General features: G+C 70.8%; 16 protein-coding genes and 1 riboswitch. Of the genes, 12 read left to right on the forward strand and 4 right to left on the reverse strand.

Annotated elements, in window-relative coordinates; all coding sequences use genetic code 11:
• Nucleotide 1: 1 nt before the first annotated feature.
• A complete protein-coding gene (locus tag BR85_RS12585; protein WP_028496851.1) occupies nucleotides 2-1,885 on the reverse strand; it encodes an FAD-binding monooxygenase in 1,884 nt (627 codons plus the stop codon).
• Nucleotides 1,886-2,033: 148 nt separating this feature from the next.
• On the opposite strand from BR85_RS12585, the gene BR85_RS12590 reads away from it, so the two are divergent.
• A complete protein-coding gene (locus BR85_RS12590) occupies nucleotides 2,034-2,759 on the forward strand; it encodes an IclR family transcriptional regulator (RefSeq protein ID WP_028496852.1) in 726 nt (241 codons plus the stop codon).
• Between the two features lie 56 nt (nucleotides 2,760-2,815).
• Here BR85_RS12590 and BR85_RS12595 read toward each other — a convergent pair whose 3' ends face one another.
• Entirely contained in the window at nucleotides 2,816-4,210 is a 1,395-nt protein-coding gene (locus BR85_RS12595) for an MFS transporter (protein WP_028496853.1), read from the reverse strand.
• A 119-nt stretch (nucleotides 4,211-4,329) separates the two neighbouring features.
• On the opposite strand from BR85_RS12595, the gene BR85_RS12600 reads away from it, so the two are divergent.
• The 11 genes from BR85_RS12600 to BR85_RS12650 all read left to right on the forward strand — a co-directional run bounded on the left by BR85_RS12600 (nucleotide 4,330) and on the right by BR85_RS12650 (nucleotide 14,971).
• Nucleotides 4,330-5,826 (forward strand): fumarylacetoacetate hydrolase family protein, encoded by a 1,497-nt coding sequence (locus BR85_RS12600; RefSeq protein ID WP_028496854.1) that lies wholly within the window; start codon nucleotides 4,330-4,332, stop codon nucleotides 5,824-5,826.
• On the forward strand, nucleotides 5,823-6,512 hold the full coding sequence (locus BR85_RS12605; protein WP_028496855.1) for a GntR family transcriptional regulator: 690 nt from the start codon (nucleotides 5,823-5,825) through the stop codon (nucleotides 6,510-6,512). The genes BR85_RS12600 and BR85_RS12605 overlap by 4 nt, the downstream gene beginning before the upstream one ends.
• Before the next feature lie 21 nt (nucleotides 6,513-6,533).
• The gene (gene hpaE, locus BR85_RS12610; RefSeq protein ID WP_028496856.1) at nucleotides 6,534-8,096 is read left to right on the forward strand and encodes a 5-carboxymethyl-2-hydroxymuconate semialdehyde dehydrogenase; all 1,563 of its coding nucleotides are present in this window, start codon (nucleotides 6,534-6,536) and stop codon (nucleotides 8,094-8,096) included.
• Nucleotides 8,097-8,135: 39 nt separating this feature from the next.
• Nucleotides 8,136-9,302 carry a 3,4-dihydroxyphenylacetate 2,3-dioxygenase gene (gene hpaD, locus BR85_RS12615; RefSeq protein WP_028496857.1) on the forward strand — a complete coding sequence of 389 codons (1,167 nt, stop codon included), beginning with the start codon at nucleotides 8,136-8,138 and terminating at the stop codon, nucleotides 9,300-9,302.
• A gap of 41 nt (nucleotides 9,303-9,343) precedes the next feature.
• Entirely contained in the window at nucleotides 9,344-10,129 is a 786-nt protein-coding gene (gene hpaH, locus BR85_RS12620) for a 2-oxo-hept-4-ene-1,7-dioate hydratase (protein ID WP_028496858.1), read from the forward strand.
• Complete coding sequence (locus BR85_RS12625) at nucleotides 10,114-10,914, forward strand: aldolase/citrate lyase family protein (protein ID WP_028496859.1); 801 nt, start codon at nucleotides 10,114-10,116, stop codon at nucleotides 10,912-10,914. The genes hpaH and BR85_RS12625 overlap by 16 nt, the downstream gene beginning before the upstream one ends.
• Nucleotides 10,915-10,984: 70 nt before the next feature.
• Nucleotides 10,985-11,779 (forward strand): transglutaminase-like domain-containing protein, encoded by a 795-nt coding sequence (locus tag BR85_RS12630; protein WP_028496860.1) that lies wholly within the window; start codon nucleotides 10,985-10,987, stop codon nucleotides 11,777-11,779.
• Nucleotides 11,780-11,828: 49 nt separating this feature from the next.
• On the forward strand, nucleotides 11,829-12,383 hold the full coding sequence (locus tag BR85_RS12635; RefSeq protein ID WP_028496861.1) for a hypothetical protein: 555 nt from the start codon (nucleotides 11,829-11,831) through the stop codon (nucleotides 12,381-12,383).
• 128 nt (nucleotides 12,384-12,511) lie between these two features.
• Complete coding sequence (locus BR85_RS12640) at nucleotides 12,512-13,366, forward strand: ABC transporter substrate-binding protein (protein ID WP_028496862.1); 855 nt, start codon at nucleotides 12,512-12,514, stop codon at nucleotides 13,364-13,366.
• A gap of 22 nt (nucleotides 13,367-13,388) precedes the next feature.
• The gene (locus BR85_RS12645; protein ID WP_028496863.1) at nucleotides 13,389-14,240 is read left to right on the forward strand and encodes an amino acid ABC transporter permease; all 852 of its coding nucleotides are present in this window, start codon (nucleotides 13,389-13,391) and stop codon (nucleotides 14,238-14,240) included.
• On the forward strand, nucleotides 14,237-14,971 hold the full coding sequence (locus BR85_RS12650; RefSeq protein WP_028496864.1) for an amino acid ABC transporter ATP-binding protein: 735 nt from the start codon (nucleotides 14,237-14,239) through the stop codon (nucleotides 14,969-14,971). Before BR85_RS12645 ends, BR85_RS12650 begins: the two co-directional genes overlap by 4 nt.
• A gap of 22 nt (nucleotides 14,972-14,993) precedes the next feature.
• Here BR85_RS12650 and BR85_RS12655 read toward each other — a convergent pair whose 3' ends face one another.
• Together BR85_RS12655 and glyA are read right to left on the reverse strand one after the other, a co-directional pair.
• Complete coding sequence (locus BR85_RS12655; RefSeq protein ID WP_028496865.1) at nucleotides 14,994-15,875, reverse strand: bifunctional methylenetetrahydrofolate dehydrogenase/methenyltetrahydrofolate cyclohydrolase; 882 nt, start codon at nucleotides 15,873-15,875, stop codon at nucleotides 14,994-14,996.
• Nucleotides 15,872-17,146 carry a serine hydroxymethyltransferase gene (gene glyA / locus BR85_RS12660; RefSeq protein WP_028496866.1) on the reverse strand — a complete coding sequence of 425 codons (1,275 nt, stop codon included), beginning with the start codon at nucleotides 17,144-17,146 and terminating at the stop codon, nucleotides 15,872-15,874. Before glyA ends, BR85_RS12655 begins: the two co-directional genes overlap by 4 nt.
• Before the next feature lie 33 nt (nucleotides 17,147-17,179).
• A riboswitch (ZMP/ZTP riboswitch) is annotated at nucleotides 17,180-17,263 on the reverse strand.
• Nucleotides 17,264-17,275: the final 12 nt, after the last annotated feature.

Consider the following 17,275-nt stretch of genomic DNA (forward strand, 5'->3'; position numbering starts at 1 on the left):
GTCAGACCGTCGCGGGAGCGTGCGCGGGGAGCATGTTCTGCGCGAAGAACGCGGCCAGGTCCTGCGTCGCCGACAGCGGCAGCACGTGCGCCACATACTGGTCCGGGCGGACGACGACCACGGCCCCGCCCCGGTCGATGCCGCGGGCCTCGAAGATGTCGTCGCGGGGGTCTGCGGCGTAGATCTTCTCGTAGTCGATGAGCTCGAAGGGCCCCACCCGCGGCAGGAAGACGGCCGGGATGTCGCCCATCTCGACCTCGGCGTGGTCCTGCTGGTAGATCGCCTTCACGTCGAACACGCTGTCCGGGTCGGTGCCGGCGGGCGTGAAGGTCTGCAGCGGCGAGTCCGGTGCCGTGCCCATCCACTCCGCCCATGAGCGCAGCGCGGTGGCGTCGCGGTCGGCGAAGGCGTAGATGCGCCAGCGCCCGTCGGCGCGGGCATGGTGCCCGAGCTGGGCCGGGACGGTGTCGGCGATGCGGACCACGGCGTGCGACTTGAACCGCTTGCCCACCGGGTACCCGGTCGCGAGGTCCTGCTGCGACGCCTCGCCGATGATCATCGACGGCGTGTACTGCGTCATGAAACCCGCGGGGAACTCCGCGGTGGAGGTGTAGAACTCCGCGAGCTCCTCGGGGCTGGAGAACTCCTCCGGCTTCTTGGCCATGAGGGTCGACCACTCCTTGTCGAAGTCGATGAGGTTCTGCGCGATGACCTGCCGCTCGGCGGAGTACGTCTCCAGCAGCTTCTCCGGCGCCCGGCCGGTGAGCACCGCGCCGAGCTTCCAGCCGAGGTTGAAGCCGTCCTGCATCGACACGTTCATGCCCTGACCCGCCTTGGCCGAGTGGGTGTGGCAGGCGTCGCCGCAGATGAAGACGTGCGGCGCGTGGTCGGCGCCGGGCTCGACGTCGTCGAACTTGTCCGTCACGCGGTGGCCGACCTCGTACACCGACCACCACGCGACGTCCTTCACGTCGAGCGTGTACGGCGAGAGGATGTCGTTCGCCTTCGCGATGATCGTGTCCAGCGGGGTCGCGCGCACGCGCCCGTTGTCCCCCTCCGGCACCTCGCCCAGGTCGACGTACATGCGGAAGAGATAGCCGCCCTCGCGCGGGATGTGCAGGATGCTGCCCGCCTGTGAGGTGATCGCGCACTTCGTGCGGATGTCGGGGAAGTCGGTGACGGCGAGGACGTCCATGACGCCCCACGCGTGCTGCGACTGTCCGCCGATGTGCTTGCGGCCGATCGCCTCGCGCACCCGGCTGCGGGCGCCGTCGCAGCCGACGACGTACTTGGCGCGGACCGTCCGCTCCTGGCCGGCCCGATCGCCGGCGACGTAGCGGACGACGACCTCGACGGGGAACTCCCCCTCGCCGACCGTGAGACCGACGAACTCGATGCCGTAGTCGGGCGTGATGCGTCCCGGGGAGTCGACGGCGACCTCGGCGAAGTAGTCGAGCACGCGCGCCTGGTTGACGATGAGGTGGGGGAACTCGCTGATGCCGGCCGGGTCGTCGTCGGCGCGCGCCGTACGGACGATCTTCGACGGGTCGGCGGCGTCGGGCGCCCAGAAGTTCATCTCGGTGATCCGGTACGCCTCGGCGATGATCCGCTCGGCGAACCCGAACGCCTGGAAGGTCTCGACGCTCCGCGCCTGGATGCCGTCGGCCTGGCCGATCGCGAGACGTCCCTCCCGGCGCTCGATGAGCCGCGTGGTGACCGTCGGGTACTGCGACATCTGGGCTGCCAGGAGCATGCCGGCGGGGCCCGAACCGACGATGAGCACGTCGATCTCGTCGGGCAGGTCGGCGGGACGGTCGATGCCGGTGCCGGCTGCGGGGAGGTGGCGGGGGTCCGCGGAGATGTACCCGTGGTGGTGGAACTGCATCGTCGTCGATCCTTTCCTCGGACTGCGTCGTCGAGGGTTGTGGTTTCGATCGGCGTGTTCTATATTCGAACGCACCGTTCTACTATTGAACAGATCGTATACGACCGCCTCCCCGCCCGCAAGGGTGAGCGGGAGCGAAGGGATGCCGATGGCCGACGACCGCCGCCCGCCGACCGAGGCCCCGGCGTCCCAGACCCTCAGCCGCGGCATCCGGATCCTGGAGATCCTCGCCGACGCCCGCGAGCCGCTCACGATCGACGAGGTCGCCCGGCTCATGGGCGTCCACCGCTCCATCGCCTACCGCCTCGTGCGGACGCTCGAAGGTCATGCCCTCGTATCCCGCGACTCCGCGGGACGACTCGCGCTCGGCGCGCGGATGGCGGCCCTCGCGGCCGGCGTCGCGCCCGACCTGCAGTCCGAGGCCCTCCCCGAGCTCACCGCCGTCGCGAACGAGCTCGGCATGACGTGCTTCCTCGCCATCCTCGACCGCGACGAGTGCATCACCCTTGCGAGCGTCGAGCCGCGGCACGCGGTGGCCTCCGTCGCGCAGCGCCCCGGCGCACGGCATCCCATCACCGTCGGCGCCCCCAGCAAGGCGATCCTGTCGGCCCTGCCGCCGCGCGACTGGCCGGTCGTGGCGGTGGGCGACGCTCTGCGCGACGAGATCGCGGAGGCTGCGATCCGCGGCTACGCGACGAGTCACGACGAGGTCATCCCGACCGTGCAGGCCGTCTCGGTGCCGCTGCGCCTGCGCGGCGGCAGCCGGCCCGCCGCGATCGCCGTCGTGCATGTCGGCGGCGCTCCGGCCTCCGCCGACATCGCGGCACGCCTGCACCGCTCGGCCGCCGCCATCCGTGAGGCCCTCGAGGGCTGAGACGCGGAAGGACCGCGACGCCGGTCGCGTCGCGGTCCTTCCGATCCGTCCGCGGATCAGGCGTGGGAAACCCCGTAGATGGGGCTCTTCGCCTGCTCCTCCTCGTGGTCCGGGCCGAGCGGGATGCCGCTGCGGTCCCGCAGCAGCAGCGTCGCGATGAGCCCGAGCAGCGTCATGCCGACCAGGTACCAGGTGACCGAGGTGGTCGTCCCGGTCGCCTGCACGAGCGCCGTCGCGATCGTGGGGGCGAACGCGCCACCGAGGATCGCGCCGATCGCGTACGAGATCGAGACGCCGGAGAAGCGGATGCTGGCGGGGAAGAGCTCCGCGTACAGCGCCGCCTGCGGCCCGTAGGTGAAGCCGAGGCCGGCCGTGAGGATGACCAGGCCCAGTGCGAGCAGGACGATGCTGCCGGTGTTCACGAGCGGGAACAGCGCGATGACGCCGACGAGCTGCAGGACCCAGCCGATGATGTACGTGTTGCGCCGGCCGATCTTGTCGCCGATCCAGCCCGCGAGCCACGTGAAGACGAGCCACGACACCGCGGAGATGGTCACGGCGCCGAGGACGTCGGCGGTCGCGAGGCCCACCGGACCCTCGGGGTCGGTGGAGTAGCGCTGGATGTATCCGCCGGTCGTCATGTAGCCGGCGGCGTTGTTGCCCGCGAAGACGAAGGCGGCGATGATCACGAGCAGCGCGTGCTTGCGGAAGAGCTGCACGATCGGCATCCGGCTCTTCTCCTTGCGCTCGGCGAGCTCGAGGAAGACGGGGCTCTCCTCGACCTTCCGGCGCACGTAGTAGCCGATGATGATGAGGACGAAGCTCAGCAGGAACGGCACGCGCCAGCCCCACTCGAGGAAGGCGTCGCCCGGGGCGATGAGGGCCATGAGGCCGAGCATTCCGCTGGCGAGGAGCAGACCGAGGGGCACGCCGAGCTGCGGCGACGCACCGAAGAGGCTGCGCTTGTTCTTCGGGGCGTGTTCGACGGCCATCAGGACGGCGCCGCCCCACTCGCCACCGGCCGAGATGCCCTGCAGGATGCGCAGGAAGACGAGGAGGATCGGCGCGGCGATGCCGATCGCGGCATACGTGGGCAGGAGGCCCACGAGGGTCGTCGCGACGCCCATGAGGATGAGCGTCAGCATGAGGACGAGGCGGCGGCCGTAGCGGTCGCCGAGGTGGCCGGCCAGGAACGCGCCGAGCGGCCGGAACAGGAAGCTGATGCCGACCGTGAGGAACGACAGGATCTGGCCGAACTCCTTGCCGGCCGGCTCGAAGAACAGCGCCCCGAAGACGAGGCCCGCGGCGGAGGCGTACAGGAAGAAGTCGTACCACTCGACGGTCGTGCCGACGACGGTCGCGAAGACGACGCGACGGCGGTCGCCGTGACTGGCGATCGTGCCGGTCGGGGTGAATCCCTCGGATCGGGGGACGGACGGGGTTGCGCTCATTTCGGGTGACTCCTGTGTCAGTGTCGACGACGTTGTCTGGTGTGGGCGATCGAGTCGTGCTTGCCTCGATGGTGTCGATCATATACGATTTCGGATACGACGCAAGAGCGAGGGAGCTCATGACCACCGAGAACGACACCCGCACGGATGCCGCGGACCCCCGTTTCGCCGCTCTCCCCGCCCGCCCGGGCAAGATCGTCGCGGTGCACCTGAGCTACAGCTCGCGCGCCGACCAGCGCGGTCGCCGCCCGGCGGCGCCGTCCTATTTCTTCAAGGCCTCCAGCTCCGTCGCCGCGACCGGCGGGACCATCGAGCGGCCCGCCGGAACGGAGCTCCTCGCCTTCGAGGGCGAGATCGCGCTCGTCATCGGTGCACCCGCCCGGCAGGTGTCGCTCGCCGACGCGTGGGACCACGTGGCCTGGGTCACGGCCGCGAACGACCTGGGCCTGTACGACCTGCGCGCGAACGACAAGGGCTCCAACGTGCGGTCGAAGGGCGGCGACGGGTTCACCCCGATCGGTCCCGATCTCATCGACGCGCGCACCGTCGATCCCGCCGGCCTCCGCGTGCGCACGTGGGTCAACGGACGCCTCGTCCAGGACGACGACACGGCGGGGCTCATCTTCCCCCTCGCGCAGTTCGTCGCCGACCTCTCCCAGCACTTCACGCTCGAGACCGGCGACGTCATCCTCACCGGCACCCCGGCCGGGTCCTCGGTCATCGTGCCGGGCGACGTCGTCGAGGTGGAGGTGGACTCCCCCGCGACCGGCGCGACCTCGGGGCGGCTCGTGACGACCGTGACGCAGGGCGAGGGCGCCGCGTTCGACGCCGCCCTCGGCTCGCTCCCCGCCGTCGACGACACGCAGCGCGAAGAGGCGTGGGGATCGCGCGTCGCCGCGGGACTGCCCGCGGCCGCGCCCGCCCTCTCCCCCGAACTGCGGGACAAGCTGGAGCGCACGCCCGTCGCAGGACTGTCGCAGCAGCTCCGCAAGCGGGGCCTGAACAACGTCACGATCGACGGCGTCCGCGGCAACCACCCCGACCGGAAGATCGTCGGCACGGCGAAGACCCTGCGGTTCGTCCCGAACCGCGAAGACCTCTTCGACAGCCACGGCGGCGGCTACAACGCGCAGAAGCGCGCGTTCGACGCCGTGCAGGAGGGCGAGGTCATCGTCATCGAAGCGCGCGGCGAGTCCGGCTCCGGCACGCTCGGCGACGTCCTGGCGATCCGCGCGCACGCGCAGCGCGCCGCCGGCATCGTCACCGACGGCGGGGTGCGCGACGCCGACGCCGTCGCGGCCGTCGGCATCCCGGTGTACTCCGCCGGTGCGCACCCCGCGGTCCTCGGACGCAAGCACGTGCCGTGGGACCTCGACGTCACGATCGCGTGCGGCGGCACGACGGTGCAGCCCGGCGACATCATCGTCGGCGACGCCGACGGCGTCATCGTCATCCCGCCCGCGCTGGCCGAGGAGGTCGCCGACGCGGCCCTCGCCCAGGAGGAGGAGGACGCGTGGATCGCGGAGCAGGTCGCAGCCGGCCACCCCGTGAACGGGCTCTTCCCGATGAACGCGGAGTGGCGGGCCCGCTTCGAGGCTCGGGAGCAGACCCGATGACCGACACGGCGCAGGCGTCGCAGAGCAAGTCGCAGCGCGCTTACGACTGGATCCGTGCCCGCATCTCGGGACAGGAGTTCACGCCCGGCTACCGTCTCGTGCTCGGCACGATCGCGAACGAGCTCGGCATGAGCGTCGTGCCCGTCCGGGAGGCGATCCGCCAGCTCGAGGCCGAGGGGCTCGTGACCTTCGAGCGGAACGTCGGCGCGCACGTGTCGATGGTGGACGATTCGCAGTACCGCTTCAGCATGCAGGCCCTGTCGATCCTGGAGGGCGCGGCGACGGCGCTGGCGTCGCGTCGCCTGACCTCCGACGACGTCCGCAACGCCCGGCAGATCAACGAGCTCATGATCGAGCGGCTCGAGCACTTCGATCCGCGCGCGTTCACCGCCCTGAACCAGCAGTTCCACGCCGTCCTGTTCGCCAAGTGCGCGAACCCGCGCATGCTCGAGCTCGTCGAGGCGGAGTGGGCGCGCCTCGGTCACCTGCGCGACTCCACGTTCAGCTTCGTCCCCGGCCGCGCCCAGGAGTCGGTCCGCGAGCACGAGAACATCCTGCAGCTCATCGAGAACGGCGCACCCCTCGGCGACATCGAGAAGGCCGCCCGCCGGCACCGCTCGGCGACCCTCGACGCCTACCTCATCCACGAGCACCCCGACGAGACCCTCGGTCTCCCGGCCGTCTGACCCCGTCCCTGGAGGAACCCCATGACCGACACCACCGCCCCCGCCCTCGACCGGCGTCACGTCCCGGCCGACCTGCCCGCGCGCATCCAGCACTACATCGACGGGCAGTTCGTCGACTCCGTGGACGGCGACACGTTCGACGTGCTCGAGCCCGTGTCCAACGAGGTGTACGTGCAGGCCGCGGCCGGCAAGAAGGCCGACATCGAGCTCGCCGTCGCCGCCGCCCGACGCGCCTTCACCGACGGCCCGTGGCCGAAGATGCTCCCCCGCGAACGCTCCCGCATCCTGCACCGGATCGCCGACATCGTCGAGTCGCGCGACGCGCGGCTCGCCGAGCTCGAGTCCTTCGACTCCGGCCTCCCCATCACGCAGGCCCTCGGACAGGCGCGGCGCGCGGCGGAGAACTTCCGCTTCTTCGCCGACCTGATCGTCGCGCAGGCCGACGACACGTTCAAGGTCCCCGGGCGTCAGATCAACTACGTCAACCGCAAGCCGATCGGCGTCGCGGGCCTCATCACGCCGTGGAACACCCCGTTCATGCTGGAGTCGTGGAAGCTCGGCCCCGCACTCGCGACCGGGAACACCGTCGTCCTCAAGCCCGCCGAGTTCACGCCGCTGTCGGCATCCCTGTGGGCGGAGATCTTCGAGGAGGCGGGCCTCCCGCAGGGCGTGTTCAACCTCGTGCACGGTCTCGGCGAGGATGCCGGCGACGCGCTCGTGAAGCACCCCGACGTGCCGCTCATCTCCTTCACGGGCGAGAGCCGCACCGGCCAGATCATCTTCGGCAACGCCGCCCCGTTCCTGAAGGGGCTGTCGATGGAGCTCGGCGGGAAGTCGCCGGCGATCGTCTTCGCCGACGCCGACCTCGACGCCGCCGTGGACGCCACGATCTTCGGCGTCTTCTCCCTCAACGGCGAGCGCTGCACGGCGGGCAGCCGCATCCTCGTCCAGCGCGACGTGTACGACGAGTTCGTCGAGCGCTATGGCGCGCAGGCGAAGCGCGTCAAGGTCGGCTACCCCCACGACCCGGCGACCGAGGTCGGTGCGCTCGTGCACCCGGAGCACTTCGAGAAGGTCATGGGCTACGTCGAGATCGGCAAGACCGAGGGCCGGCTCATCGCCGGAGGCGGGCAGCCGGAGGGCTTCGAGTTCGGCAACTTCGTCGCCCCGACGGCGTTCGCCGACGTCTCCCCCGATGCCCGCATCTTCCAGGAGGAGATCTTCGGCCCCGTCGTCGCGATCACGCCGTTCGACACCGACGAGGAGGCCCTCGCACTCGCGAACAACACGAAGTACGGGCTCGCCGCCTACGTCTGGACGAACGACCTCAAGCGCGCCCACAACTTCGCGCAGAACATCGAGGCCGGGATGGTGTGGCTGAACTCCAACAACGTGCGCGACCTCCGCACCCCCTTCGGCGGTGTGAAGGCCTCCGGCCTCGGCCACGAAGGCGGCTACCGGTCGATCGACTTCTACACCGACCAGCAGGCCGTGCACATCACCCTCGGGGCCGTGCACAACCCGACCTTCGGCAAGCAGGCGGCTCCCGCCGAGCCGGACCTCGACGACCCGGACCCGCGCTGACCCGCACCCCACGACAGACCCACAAGCAAGGACGCTGACATGACCCACATCGATGACCGCACCCTGACCTCCTCCGGCTTCTACGTCTCGCAGGAGGCGCCGATCCACAGCGACAACCCCATCCCCACGCCCACCGCGCCGGCTCCGGACATCCTGCGCTGCGCGTACATGGAGCTCGTCGTCACCGACCTCGCGGTCTCCCGTGCGTTCTACGTCGACGTGCTGGGGCTGCACGTGACCGAGGAGGACGCGGATGCCGTCTACCTCCGCTCGACGGAGGAGTTCATCCACCACAACCTCGTGCTGCGCGCCGGCCCCGTCGCCGCCGTCGCCGCGTTCTCGTACCGCGTCCGCACGCCGGAGGACCTCGACAAGGCGGTCGCGTTCTACACCGAGCTCGGCTGCCGCGTCGAACGCCGTGCGGACGGCTTCACCAAGGGGATCGGCGACTCCGTGCGCGTCGAGGACCCGCTGGGCTTCCCGTACGAGTTCTTCTTCCAGACCGAGCACGTCGAGCGCCTGTCCTGGCGCTACGACCTGCACACTCCCGGCGAGCTCGTGCGCCTGGACCACTTCAACCAGGTGACCCCGGACGTGCCCCGCGCCGTCAACTTCATGCAGAGCCTCGGCTTCCGCGTGACGGAGGACATCCAGGACGAGGGCGGCACGGTCTACGCCGCCTGGATGCGCCGCAAGCCCACCGTGCACGACACCGCCATGACCGGCGGCGACGGGCCCCGCATGCACCACGTCGCATTCGCCACCCACGAGAAGCACAACATCCTCGCGATCTGCGACAAGCTCGGCGCGCTCCGGATGTCGGACCGCATCGAGCGCGGCCCCGGCCGGCACGGCGTGTCGAACGCGTTCTACCTGTACCTGCGCGACCCCGACGGCCACCGCGTGGAGATCTACACGCAGGACTACTACACCGGCGACCCGGACAACCCGGTCGTCACGTGGGACGTGCACGACAACCAGCGCCGCGACTGGTGGGGCACGCCCGTCGTGCCGTCCTGGTACACCGAGGCCTCGCTCGTCCTGGACCTCGACGGCAACCCGAAGGAGGTCGTCGCCCGCACCGACGCGTCCGAGATGGCGGTCACGATCGGCGCCGACGGCTTCTCCTACACGCGCCCCGAAGAGGGCGAGGCGTCGATGCCGGAGTGGAAGCAGGGCGAGTACAAGCTCGGCAACCAGCTCTGACCCCGCCCCACCCCTAGCCTGGACACGACGAAGGAGGACGGATGCTGGATGCCGCCACGATCGCGGCGATCGCCGACGAGCTCGCCGAAGCCGACCGCACGCACGGCGTGATCCCGAGGATCACTGCCCGGTACCCGGATGCCACGGTGGAGGACTCGTACGCCATCCAGGGCGTCTGGCGCGACCGAATGATCGCCGACGGCCGGCGCCTCGTGGGCCGGAAGATCGGGCTGACCTCCAAGGCCATGCAGCAGGCGACCGGCATCACCGAGCCCGACTACGGCGTCATGTTCGACGACACGGTCTGGCAGAGCGGCGCCGTCATCCCGCACTCCGCGTTCTCGAACGTGCGCATCGAGGTCGAGCTCGCCTTCGTCCTGAACGCGCCGTTGGAGGGGCCGCACTGCTCCGTGTTCGACGTGCTGCGCGCCACGGAGTACGTCACCCCCGCGCTCGAGGTGCTGAACTCGCACATCGAGCTCGAGGGCCGGACGATCGTCGACACGATCAGCGACAACGCCGCGTACGGCGGGATGGTGCTCGGCGGCATCCCGATGCGCCCCGACCAGATCGACCTGCGCTGGGTGTCGGCCCTGCTCTACCGCAACGAGACGATCGAGGAGACCGGCGTCGCCGCGGGCGTGCTCAACCACCCCGCGACCGGCGTCGCGTGGCTCGCCAACAAGATGCACCAGCACGGCGACCGGCTCGAGGCCGGGGAGATCATCCTCGCCGGGTCGTTCACGCGGCCCATGTGGGTCTCCCCGGGCGACACCGTGCTGTGCGATTACGGACCGATGGGAACCATCACATGCCGCTTCCCCTGACCTTCCGCGACGCGCTCGCCACGGCATCCCGCCCCCTCGCGGGGGTATGGGCGTGCTCGGGATCCCCGCTCGTCGCCGAGATCCTCGCAGGCGCCGGGATGGACTGGATGCTCATCGACATGGAGCACTCCCCCAACGCGCTGGAGTCCACGCTCGCGCAGCTGCAGGCCATCGCCGCCTCCGCCACGACACCCCTCGTGCGCGTGCCGTCCGGCGACACCGTCACGATCAAGCAGGTGCTCGACCTCGGTGCGCAGAACCTCCTGGTGCCGATGATCTCCTCGGCCGCCGAGGCCGAGGCCGTGGTCGCGGCCGTCCGGTATCCGCCACGCGGTCGCCGCGGCGTCGGCTCGGCGCTCGCGCGCTCGGCGCGGTGGAACCGTGTCGAGGACTACCTGCAGAACGCCGACGCCTACGTGTCGCTGTTCGTCCAGGTCGAGACCGCCGCGGCCGTCGAGGCCGCCGGGGAGATCGCCGCCGTGGACGGCGTCGATGGGGTGTTCGTCGGACCGTCCGACCTCGCCGCATCCATGGGGCTCCTCGGGCAGCAGTCCCATCCGGAGGTCACCGCCGCGGTCATCCGCACGTTCGACGCCGTACGCGCGGCCGGGAAGCCGGTCGGCGTCAACGCCTTCGATCCCGCCGTCGCCCAGGGCTACCTCGACGCGGGCGCGTCCTTCGTCCTGGTCGGAGCGGACGTCGCCCTGCTGGCACGGGGATCCGAGGCGCTCGCGGCCCGGTGGGTCGGCTCCGCGGGCGCGACCGACGAGCGCGCGTCCTACTGACCCCTGCCCCGCCGCATGAGCGTCATCGGCGCGTCACCCGCGTGACGCATCCGTCTGTCAGGCTGGGCCGATGAAGAGGGATGTCTCCAGCCGCATCGTCCTGACCGTCACCGAGACGGCCGACCTCGTGTTCGCCATCGCGGTGAGCAGCCTGTACCGCGCGACGGAGTCGTTCACCGCGACGCTGGACGGGGTGCCGGTGGACGTGTCCGAGCTCCCCGACGCGCACGGCGGTCGCCTGCACCGCATCCGCAGCGGCCCCGGCGAACTCGTCGTGAGCTACACGGCGTCGATCGACGGGGAAGCCGCGCCGCTGCAGACAGGCGAGACGGAGCTGCTGATCTACCGCCGGCCGAGCCGGTACGCCGAGTCCGACTCCCTCGCCCCCACCGCGGCGGCGGAGTTCAGCGCGGCGCCCGACGCGGCATCCGTTCTGACGTCGGTCGCGGCGTGGGTCGGCACACAGCTCGCCTACGTGTCCGGCTCCTCGCTCCCGACCGACGGCGCGATCCGGACGCTGCTGAACCGCCAGGGCGTCTGCCGGGACTACGCTCACCTGTGCGTCGCGCTGCTGCGCGCCTCCGGCATCCCCGCCCGCGTGGTCGCCGTCTACGCGCCCGGGCTCTCGCCGATGGACTTCCACGCCGTCGCGGAGGGCTGGGTCGACGGGGCGTGGCGCGCCGTGGATGCGACGACCCTCGCGCCGCGGTCGACGCTCGTCCGGATCGCGACGGGGCGGGACGCCTCGGACACGGCGTTCCTCAACGTCCTCTCCGGCCGCGCCGACATCGCCTCCATGCAGGTGGGCGCCGTCGCCGACGTGCTGCCGGACGACGACCTGACGCGGCTCGTCTCCCTCGCCTGATCGGCGGGGGCCGGTGGTCCCGGCCGGCGCGGCGTGGCACGCTGGGGGCATGAAGTCCTGGATCGTGCGGTTCGCCTCGCTCTACGTGTTCAACGTGCTCGTCCTGCTGCTGATCGGATTCCTGCTGCCGTCGGTGCAGGTCGGCTGGGCGGCCCTGTGGGCCGCCGTCGTCCTGACGGCTGCGACCATCTGGCTGAAGCCCCTCGTCACGCGGTTCTTCACGCGCTCTGCGGCGAAGTCCGCCGGGCAGCGGACGCGGACCGGCGAGAAGCTCGTGCAGTACGGCATCGTCTTCGTCGTCGAGCTCCTCGTCTGGGCCCTCGTGGTGCTCGCGTCCGGCGTCGAAGTGGGCGGCTTCTTCTGGGGCTGGCTCGTGCCGCCGCTGTTGCTGCTCGTCGCGTGGATCGTCTACGACCGCGTCGACGATGCCCTCGAAGCGCGCACGGGCCGCCTGTACGACCGCGCGCATGCGGGCATCCGCGGTCCTGCGACGTCCGCGACCCCGGCCGCGCCGTCGCGCGAGGAGGCGATCGGGCGGGAGGAGCTGCGCGACGGCCTCACCCCCGAGCAGCGGCGGATGCTGGACGACCTCGGCAAGAGCTGACCGCATGAAGTTGCTGTAACAAAGCGTCGCTCGGCGACCCGGGATCCTCGACGGGCGACGAAGATGGATGCAGGCGGTCGTCGCAGCACAGCACGCGCGAGGCCGCACCCGAATCCCCGGAGGCATCCATGTCGCGCACCGTCCTGCGTTCCGCCCTCGTCGCGTCCGTCGCGGCCGTCGCCCTGCTCGTCTCCGGCTGCGCCTCCGGCGGCGCCGAGCCGACGGCATCCGACGCGCCCGCCGCCGAGGAGGGCTACATCACGCCCGGCAAGCTGACGATCGGCACGGGCGAGCCCGCCTACGAGCCGTACGTCTTCGACAACGCTCCGGAGTCCGGTGAGGGCTTCGAGTCCGCGGTCGCCTACGCCGTCGCGGAGGAGCTCGGCTTCGCGAAGGAGGACGTCGTGTGGGTGCGCACGACCTTCGAGTCGGCCATCGCACCGGGCCCGAAGGACTTCGACTTCAACATCCAGCAGTACACCATCACCGAGGACCGCGAGAAGGCCGTCGACTTCTCCTCGCCGTACTACGAGGCCAGCCAGGCCATCGTCGCGATCAAGGGCGGCAAGGCCGACGGCGTGACCGACCTCGCGAGCGCGAAGGAGCTGCTGCTCGGCGCCATGGCGGGGTCGACGAGCGCGACGACCGTCGACGAGGCGATCGAGCCGAACACCCCGCAGCTGCTCTTCAACAGCAACGAGGATGCGCGCGCCGCGCTCGAGGCCGGTCAGATCGACGGCCTCGTCCTCGACCTGCCCACCGCGTACGTCGCGGCCAACTTCTACATCGAGAACGCGTTCCTCGTCGGCGAGCTGCCCGCCGCCGGCGTGCCCGACCAGTGGGGCCTCCTCCTCGCGAACGAGTCGCCGCTCACCGAGCGCGTGACCGCTGCCGTCGACGCCCTGCGCGAGGACGGCACGCTCGACGCCCTCGAGGAGGAGTGGCTATCGGTGCTCAGCGCGGGCGCCACCCAGCTGAAGTGACGCTGTCCGGTAGCGTCGTGTCGTGACCGACCCGTCCTTCCGGCCGAGCGAACTCGAGCTCGAGCGTCGCGCGTACCGCGCCCGCCGCTCGCGGCAGTCGGTGCTGGTCGCGATCGCGTCGACGCTCGCGTTCGCCGGGATCGTCTGGGTCACGGTCCTGGGCACGCCCGGCTGGGCTCAGGTGCAGCAGCGCTTCTTCGACCCGGCCACATTCGCCGCGTCACTGCCGCGCGTCTGGGATGGGTTCCTGCTGAACCTGCAGGTGCTCGCTCTGTCGGTCGTGACCGTATCGGTCGTCGCCCTGCTGATCGCGCTGCTGCGGACGCTCCGCGGCCCGGTGTTCTTCCCGCTCCGCGCCCTCGCCGCCGGGTACACCGACATCTTCCGCGGCATCCCCCTCATCATCGTGCTGTACCTCATCGGGCTCGGCGTGCCGGCCCTGCTGGACCAGCGCATCTCCGTCGTGCTGCTCGGGACGGTCGCGATCACCCTGACGTATTCGGCGTACGTCAGCGAGGTGATCCGCGCCGGCATCGAGGCCGTGCACCCGTCGCAGCGCCTCGCCGCCCGCGCGCTCGGCCTCGGCTACGCGCAGACGCTGCGCCGCGTCGTGCTGCCGCAGGCCCTGCGGAAGATGACCCCGCCGCTCATGAACGACTTCGTGTCGATGCAGAAGGACGTGGGCCTCATCTCGATCCTCGGCGCGGTGGATGCCGTACGCGCCGCGCAGATCGAGACGTCGCTGACCTACAACTTCACGCCGTATGTCGTCGCGGCCGTGCTGTTCGTGCTGCTGGCGATCCCCACGATCCGCCTCGCCGACTGGTACACCGCGCGGCTGCGGGAACGCGAGCAGATGGGGTCGATCGTATGAGCACGGTGCTCCGCGCGGACGGCGTGTGGAAGGCGTTCGGGGACAAGGAGGTGCTCCGGGGCATCGATCTCACGCTCGACCGGCACGAGGTCGTCGCCCTCATCGGCGCGAGCGGGTCGGGAAAGTCCACGCTGCTGCGCTGCCTGAACCTCCTGGAGCCCATCGACGACGGGCAGATCTTCCTCGGCGAGGAGGACATCTCCGACCCGCGCATCGACGCGAACCGTGTGCGCGCCCGGTTCGGGGCCGTCTTCCAGAGCTACAACCTGTTCCCGCACCTGTCCGTGCTCGACAACGTGACGCTGTCCTCCCGCATCGTGCACCGGATGCCGCGGCACGCGGCCGAGGAACGCGCCATGGCGCTGCTGGAGCGCATCGGCCTGGCGGACAAGGCGAAGGACCACCCCGACCGGCTCTCCGGTGGGCAGCAGCAGCGCGCCGCGATCGTCCGCGCCATCGCGACGGACCCCGAGGTGCTGCTCCTCGACGAGATCACCTCGGCCCTCGACCCCGAGCTCGTCGGCGAGGTGCTCGAGCTCGTCCGGCAGCTCGCCCAGGACGGCGCGACGATCCTCATGGCCACGCACGAGATGGCGTTCGCCCGTGACGTCGCGCACCGCGTCGTGTTCCTCGACGCCGGCACGATCATCGAGCAGGGTCCGCCGTCGCAGCTCTTCGGCGCCGCGCGCGAGGCCCGCACCCGCGCCTTCCTGGCGCGCTTCACTGCCTGAGCCAGGGCGGGGTCAGGCGAGGTCAGGCGAGCTGGCGCTCGGCCGCCTCGATCACGTTCGTCATCAGGAGCGCGACGGTCATCGGGCCGACGCCGCCGGGGTTCGGTGACACGTAGCCGGCGACCTCGACCACATCCGGGTGCACGTCGCCGAAGACCGTGCTCTTGCCGGTCTCCGGGTCGGTCTCGCGCGTCACGCCCACGTCCAGCACGGCGGCGCCGGGCTTCACGTGCTCGGCGCGGACGATGTGCTTGACGCCCGCCGCCGCGACGATGACGTCGGCCCGGCGCAGGTGCTCTGCCAGGTCGACGGTCCCGGTGTGGGTGAGGGTCACGGTCGCGTTGATCTCGCGGCGCGTCAGCAGCAGCCCGATGGAGCGGCCGATCGTGACGCCGCGTCCGACGACCACGACGTGCTTGCCCTGGAGGTCGTAGTCGTTGCGCAGCAGCAGCTCGATGACGCCGCGCGGCGTGCACGGCAGCGGGGTCGTGATCGGGGCGTTGACGTTGAGCACGAGCCGGCCGAGGTTCGTCGGGTGCAGGCCGTCGGCATCCTTCGCGGGGTCGATGCGCTCGAGGATCGCGTCGGTGTCGAGGTGCTTCGGCAGCGGCAGCTGCACGATGTACCCGTGGCAGGCCGGGTCGGCGTTGAGCTCGTCGATCAGTGCCTCGACCTCGGCCTGCGTCGCGCCGGCGGGCAGCTCGCGCTGGATCGAGTTCATCCCGATGGCCTCGGACTGGCGGTGCTTCATCCCGACGTACAGCTGGGATGCCGGGTCGGCCCCGACCAGCACCGTCGCGATGCCGGGCGTGATGCCGCGTGCCTTCAGCGCCGCGACCCGCTCCGCCAGCTCGGCCTTGATCTCCGCCGCGGCGGCCTTGCCGTCGAGCCGGAGCGCCGTCACTGCTGCAGGCCCGGGTAGAGCGGGAACGCCTCAGTGAGCACGGCGACGCGGGCGCGCAGCGCCTCGACGTCGGCGCCGGGCTGCAGCGCGAGGGCGATGATGTCGGCGACCTCGGTGAACTCGGCGTCGCCGAACCCCCGCGTCGCGAGAGCGGGCGTGCCGATGCGGAGGCCCGAGGTCACCATCGGCGGGCGCGGGTCGTTCGGGACGGCGTTGCGGTTCACCGTGATGCGGATCTCGTGCAGCAGGTCTTCGGCCTGCTTGCCGTCGATCGCCGCGTCCCGGAGGTCGACGAGGACGAGGTGCACGTCGGTGCCGCCGGAGCGCACCGCGATGCCGGCATCCTTCACGTCCTGCTGCGTCAGGCGCTCGGCGAGGATCGACGCGCCGCGGAGCACGCGCTCCTGGCGCTCCTTGAACTCCGGCGTCGCCGCGAGCTTGAACGCCGTGGCCTTCGCGGCGATGACGTGCATGAGCGGGCCGCCCTGCTGGCCCGGGAAGACGGCGGAGTTGATCTTCTTCGCGATCTCGGGGTCGTTGCTGAGGATGAACCCGGAGCGCGGGCCGCCGATGGTCTTGTGCACGGTGGAGGAGACGACGTGCGCGTACGGCACCGGCGAGGGGTGCAGCCCGGCCGCGACGAGACCGGCGAAGTGCGCCATATCGACCCACAGGAGGGCACCGACCTCGTCGGCGATGGCGCGGAACGCCGCGAAGTCGAGCTGGCGGGGGTACGCCGACCACCCGGCGATGATGACCTTCGGCTTGTGCTCGACGGCGAGGCGGCGGACCTCATCCATGTCGATGATCGACGTCTCCGGGTCGACGCCGTAGGCGACGATGTTGTACAGGCGGCCGGAGAAGTTGATCTTCATGCCGTGCGTGAGGTGACCGCCCTGGTCGAGCGAGAGACCGAGCAGGGTGTCGCCCGGACGCGCGATGGCGTGCAGCACGGCGGCATTCGCGGATGCGCCGGAGTGCGGCTGGACGTTGGCGAACTCGGCGCCGAAGAGATCCTTCGCCCGCTGGATCGCGAGCTCCTCCGCGACGTCGACTTCCTCGCAGCCGCCGTAGTAGCGGCGGCCCGGGTAACCCTCGGCGTACTTGTTCGTGAGCACGGAGCCCTGCGACTGCAGCACGGAGACGGGGACGAAGTTCTCCGAGGCGATCATCTCGAGGAAGCCGCGCTGGCGGTCGAGCTCCCGCTCGAGCACCTGGGCGATCTCGGGATCGACCTCGGAAAGGGGGGCATTGAAGACAGAATCGGTCATGGCGATCTCCTGGGACGGCGGCGGATGGAATCTCGCATCGGCCCAGGCGTGCGGTCGAATGCCGTATCGGTCGCTCCCCGGTGGTGGCCCACCTCAACGCCAGTCGCGACTGTCTGAGCATAACGGATG

The sequence above is a fragment of the Microbacterium sp. UNCCL10 genome (assembly GCF_000746195.1).
GTDB lineage: Bacteria > Actinomycetota > Actinomycetes > Actinomycetales > Microbacteriaceae > Microbacterium > Microbacterium saccharophilum.

Bases quoted from the DNA above. Each gene is read 5' to 3' on its own strand.
- hpaH (WP_028496858.1), top strand. From the start codon at position 9,344: ATGCTGGATGCCGCCACGATCGCGGCGATCGCCGACGAGCTCGCCGAA.
- BR85_RS12585 (WP_028496851.1), bottom strand. From the start codon at position 1,885: ATGCAGTTCCACCACCACGGGTACATCTCCGCGGACCCCCGCCACCTC.
- BR85_RS12600 (WP_028496854.1), top strand. From the start codon at position 4,330: ATGACCACCGAGAACGACACCCGCACGGATGCCGCGGACCCCCGTTTC.
- BR85_RS12605 (WP_028496855.1), top strand. From the start codon at position 5,823: ATGACCGACACGGCGCAGGCGTCGCAGAGCAAGTCGCAGCGCGCTTAC.
- hpaE (WP_028496856.1), top strand. From the start codon at position 6,534: ATGACCGACACCACCGCCCCCGCCCTCGACCGGCGTCACGTCCCGGCC.
- BR85_RS12650 (WP_028496864.1), top strand. From the start codon at position 14,237: ATGAGCACGGTGCTCCGCGCGGACGGCGTGTGGAAGGCGTTCGGGGAC.
- BR85_RS12625 (WP_028496859.1), top strand. From the start codon at position 10,114: ATGCCGCTTCCCCTGACCTTCCGCGACGCGCTCGCCACGGCATCCCGC.
- BR85_RS12590 (WP_028496852.1), top strand. From the start codon at position 2,034: ATGGCCGACGACCGCCGCCCGCCGACCGAGGCCCCGGCGTCCCAGACC.
- BR85_RS12630 (WP_028496860.1), top strand. From the start codon at position 10,985: ATGAAGAGGGATGTCTCCAGCCGCATCGTCCTGACCGTCACCGAGACG.
- BR85_RS12635 (WP_028496861.1), top strand. From the start codon at position 11,829: ATGAAGTCCTGGATCGTGCGGTTCGCCTCGCTCTACGTGTTCAACGTG.
- glyA (WP_028496866.1), bottom strand. From the start codon at position 17,146: ATGACCGATTCTGTCTTCAATGCCCCCCTTTCCGAGGTCGATCCCGAG.
- BR85_RS12640 (WP_028496862.1), top strand. From the start codon at position 12,512: ATGTCGCGCACCGTCCTGCGTTCCGCCCTCGTCGCGTCCGTCGCGGCC.
- hpaD (WP_028496857.1), top strand. From the start codon at position 8,136: ATGACCCACATCGATGACCGCACCCTGACCTCCTCCGGCTTCTACGTC.
- BR85_RS12595 (WP_028496853.1), bottom strand. From the start codon at position 4,210: ATGAGCGCAACCCCGTCCGTCCCCCGATCCGAGGGATTCACCCCGACC.